The sequence below is a fragment of the Enterococcus sp. HMSC061C05 genome (genome assembly GCF_001814765.1).
GTDB classification, from domain to species: Bacteria; Bacillota; Bacilli; order Lactobacillales; family Enterococcaceae; genus Enterococcus_B; species Enterococcus_B lactis.
In genome coordinates, this window is record NZ_KV817722.1 from 1 (window position 1) to 4,308 (window position 4,308).

Genomic DNA, 4,308 nt, shown 5'->3' on the forward strand with positions numbered 1-4,308 from the left:
CACAACCTCTTCCTTAAACGGTGTTCAAAATATTATTCGCCTTTTGCTTCTTTCACTAATTTCGCGAATGCTTGTTGTTGGAATTCAGCAGTTAAGGCTTTCGTACGTTGTTCTTGTTCTGCTTTGCTCATTTGCGGATTTTCAGTCATTGCTTTTACCATACCGTCTTGCACATAAGCTTTTGCTTCACTTTCCATCGTACTTTGCTGTTTCTTCACTAATTCAGCTAACTTGGATGCTTGGTCCGTACTTAATTCTACCCATGTCTCTGGGATTTTGAATGTATTCACTCGGCTGTCATATTCGTGATTGTTATCAGCAATATTGAACCAGAATTTATACATGTCGTTTTTGTATTCCCAATAAGTAGTTTTCGTCACTTTTTCAGCATCGCCGTCTGTCTTTTCTACTTTATTTGTTTCGTTATCCGTACCAGTTGCTTTTGGTTTCTCTTGTTTTTCATTCGTTCGGTAAAGATACACTTTTTCTTTTCCATTCCCTAAAGCTTTATACAAAAGCATATCTGCTCCTTGGGAATCAGCACTGGAAACAATTTTTTCTGTTTTCGTTTCCGTTACTTTTTCCATTCCAAAGTGATTGGACAAATTAGCGACGATCAAACTTAGTGAAGCGACGAAGATTAGTCCGAAAATCAAAGATAAAAAGGTTTGCCATGTTTTTTTAGCGAACACGTTCGTTAAAGCAAAAGCAAGCAAGCTGACAATCAAAACTCCAATAATCATGCATTATCCCCCGCTTTCGTTAGAACAGGTTCTTTTTTCTTCAATAAAAAGGCAATAATAAAGCCAAGGATCCCAAAGATGATCGCTACGATAAACGCGGCATGGTAACCTGACAGTGTGGCATTGATTGCCTGATCTTTATAAGCTAATGGTGTATTATCCAATACAGATTTGCTTGGGATATTTGCTTTTGTCACATTCGTCAACACACTGATCAAAATAGCTGTACCGATCGAGCTTGCGATTTGACGGAATGTATTATTTACCGCTGTCCCATGACTGATCAAGTTATTTGGCAATGCATTCATACCAGAAGTGGTTACCGGCATCATGACCATGGATATTCCAAACATACGGATTGCATAAAGGATCACGATATATAAAACTGGAGTCGTTTTTGTCAAGAAAGCAAATGGTGCAGTTGCGGCTGTCAAAATGAACATCCCTGTAATGGCTAAACGTTTCGCGCCGTATTTATCGAAAATCGCACCTGTAACGGGCATCATAGCCCCCATGATCAAAGCACCTGGCAACAACATCAAGCCAGAATGGAATGCTGATTCTCCGCGAATGTTTTGGATATACAACGGCACGACCATTTCTGCCCCTACCATCGCCATATTCGTTACACCGGCTAAAACAGCTGCAATCGTAAATGTAGATGATTTGAATACGCGAAGTTCCAAGAATGGATGTTCCAAATGTAATTGACGCCATGAGAACAAGGCGATGAAAATCACACCAACGACTAAGAAACCAATTACTTTCAAGCTTCCCCAGCCATCATCACCTACACTAGAAAATCCGTAAAGCAAACTACCGAATCCAATCGTTGACAAAATAGCTGATAAAATATCAATGCTAGGATTTGACAATGGAATAACACTTTTCATTAGGAAGAATGCTAAAACCAAGACAAGAACAACGATTGGTAGTACCATACCAAACAAGTCACGCCAATGGTAGTTATCAATGATGTAACCAGATAATGTAGGGCCTAAAGCAGGAGCAAGCCCAATAACGATTCCTGACATCCCCATTGCTGATCCTCTTTTTTCTGGTGGGAAAATAGACAACATGATATTTTGCAATAATGGCATCGATACTCCCACACCGCAAGCTTGGATTAAGCGACCGATTAGTAATGTACTAAAATTAGGTGCTGTAAAACAAGTAATCGTTCCGATCAAAAAGATCGTCATGGCAGAAAGATATAAATTTCTTGAACTGAATTTATTGATTAGCCATGCTGTTATTGGGATCATGATCCCGTTGACTAGCAAGAAACCAGTCGTTAACCATTGCACATCAGACGCTGAAATATCGAAAGCTTTCATCAATGTAGGAAAAGCTGTCGTCAATAAGGTCTGATTCAAAACGGTACAAAATGTACCAATTAATAAGACAACAACTAAAAGTGTCCGATTATATGGTTTTCCGTAAATATCTACGGGTTGGTTGTTACTCATATTTCTCCTTCTTTCTGAATTTTTTCTGAAACTACTAGAATACTTTAGTCCTAAATCCACCATTTGTCAACCTACTTGACACATTAGTTAATACAGATATAATTAAGGAAAGTAAGAGGACAAAAGGAGTGACAAAAATGGTTGGGGCTTCCCTTAAACGTTTGTTGGAAAACGATCAATTGGTTGTTGGCATCAGTGAATTAAGTGATATCGTCGGTGTGTCTCCACGTCAATTAAGGTATTGGGAACAAAAGGGATTTATTCGTTCGATCGAAGCTGATGCGAATTGTCCTAGAAAATATCGTTTGCCTACAGTTATAAAAGTAGAACTGATCAAAAAATACTTAGATGACGGATTTACCTTATCTAAAGCTGCAGAAAAGGCAGAAATCCGACAAAAGAAAATGCATCATGTCCGCAAAGTTTTTTCAAAAGCAATCAAAGATATCGAATTGATCGACGAACGCTATACGATTTTACAAATTGGCAACTTCAAAGAAGAGAATGCGAAGATGTACATCATTCATGACAACGAGACAGACGAATTGTCTTACAAACTCCTTCCTGTCGATGAAAAAGCTGACTACGAGCAGCTGTTAAAAGAACTCTAAGCTCCGCTAATCTCCTAAACATCAGACTTTTTAAAAAGTAGATGATACATATAACACTTAGAAAAAGCCTGTTTGAACATAAGAATATCCGAACGGTGATCTGCATTTCTTTCATATAGAAAGGAAGCATCCATCACTGTTCGGATATTTTTTAGTTTATTTTTTTCGGTTGTTTTCTTCTTCCAATACATCTGTCAGCCAACTTGCATATTCTGTTTCCCGATTGATCGCATGCGCTAAAATCAAGTAATGTCCGTAATTTTCATGTTTTTCTTTTTCTGTAGGAAAGATTGTTTTTTTTCGCTCTAATAGATGAAGGCGTTTTTCTTCATGAAGATCACGCTGCTGCTGGATAATTTCTACTAATGCCGGATCATTCACGTCTTTGACGAAATACAATTTTAAAACGAATTCGTCTCGATTAACCGGCAGTTCATTGGTCGGTGTATGAATCCACTCTGCTAATTGTTCCTTCCCTTCTTCTGTTAATTCATAAACTTTTTTTTCCAATTTTTCGCCTGTGATCTCTACTTGATGTTGAATGATTCCTTGCTCTTCCATTTTTGCCAGCTCAGGATAAATCTGACTATGTTTTGCTTGCCAAAATTCTCCTATTTCATTTTTGAATGATTGATTCAATTCATATCCTGTCATCTGCTTCTTACTTAATAACCCTAATAAAATATAGCGAAGTGTATTTTTTCTTGCCATCAGTTTTTCCTCCTTGACAAATCTTTAAATCCATTCTATCATAAACGAGTAATCAAAAACATGTAGTTTATTACATGTTTTAATTTAGAAGGAGATGCTTAATCATGAAAGAATTTAAAGAATTGGAAGATTTTATTGGAACTCACTTTATTTATACGTATGACAACGGTTGGGAATATGAATGGTATGCAAAAAATGACCATACTGTCGATTACCGTATCCACGGCGGAATGGTCAAAGGTCGTTGGGTAAAAGACCAAGAAGCTGATATCGTTAAATTGACAGATGGCGTATTCAAAATTACTTGGACAGAACCAACAGGGACAGACGTGGCATTAGACTTTATGCCAAATGAAAAGAAACTTCACGGAATGATCTTTTTCCCTAAATGGGTTGAAGAACATCCAGAAATCACTGTTACTTTCCAAAATGAACATATCGCAGAAATGGAAGCAGCTCGTGAAAAATATGAAACTTATCCAAAATTACTTGTTCCTGAATTTGCTACCATCACTTATATGGGTGATGCAGGTATAGACAATGAAGATGTCATTAGTGAAGCGCCATATGATGGCATGCCTGATGATATCCGTAGCGGAAAATACTTCGATGAAAATTATAAACGAGTAAAATAAGGTTGTGAAAGAGAGGTTGTGAAATCAGCGTTACGCTTTGAGTAATAAGAACGCTAGTCAGAAAATAGCTTTTCATATTTTCTAGGCTAGTGGGCTTATTACCGAGAAGCAGCTGATTGAACACCGTTTATCAAGAGGT

5 protein-coding genes are annotated in these 4,308 nt (G+C 37.5%); 2 read left to right on the top strand and 3 right to left on the bottom strand.

All coding sequences use genetic code 11. The annotated features are described in order from the left end of the window. Positions 1-32 precede the first annotated feature (32 nt). Together HMPREF2988_RS01080 and HMPREF2988_RS01085 are read right to left on the bottom strand one after the other, a co-directional pair. Complete coding sequence (locus HMPREF2988_RS01080) at positions 33-743, bottom strand: DUF4811 domain-containing protein (RefSeq protein ID WP_002293205.1); 711 nt, start codon at positions 741-743, stop codon at positions 33-35. Continuing rightward, positions 740-2,212, bottom strand: a complete 1,473-nt coding sequence (locus HMPREF2988_RS01085) for an MDR family MFS transporter (protein ID WP_002293204.1) — start codon at positions 2,210-2,212, stop codon at positions 740-742. Before HMPREF2988_RS01085 ends, HMPREF2988_RS01080 begins: the two co-directional genes overlap by 4 nt. Positions 2,213-2,349: 137 nt before the next feature. Between HMPREF2988_RS01085 and HMPREF2988_RS01090 the strand changes: the two genes are divergently transcribed. Then, entirely contained in the window at positions 2,350-2,823 is a 474-nt protein-coding gene (locus HMPREF2988_RS01090; protein ID WP_002293203.1) for a MerR family transcriptional regulator, read from the top strand. A 156-nt stretch (positions 2,824-2,979) separates the two neighbouring features. On the opposite strand, the gene HMPREF2988_RS01095 is transcribed toward HMPREF2988_RS01090, so the two are convergent. Beyond that, on the bottom strand, positions 2,980-3,534 hold the full coding sequence (locus HMPREF2988_RS01095; RefSeq protein ID WP_002293202.1) for a PadR family transcriptional regulator: 555 nt from the start codon (positions 3,532-3,534) through the stop codon (positions 2,980-2,982). 104 nt (positions 3,535-3,638) lie between these two features. On the opposite strand from HMPREF2988_RS01095, the gene HMPREF2988_RS01100 reads away from it, so the two are divergent. Further along, positions 3,639-4,169, top strand: a complete 531-nt coding sequence (locus HMPREF2988_RS01100; protein WP_002314051.1) for a phenolic acid decarboxylase — start codon at positions 3,639-3,641, stop codon at positions 4,167-4,169. The last annotated feature ends 139 nt before the right edge of the window (positions 4,170-4,308 follow it).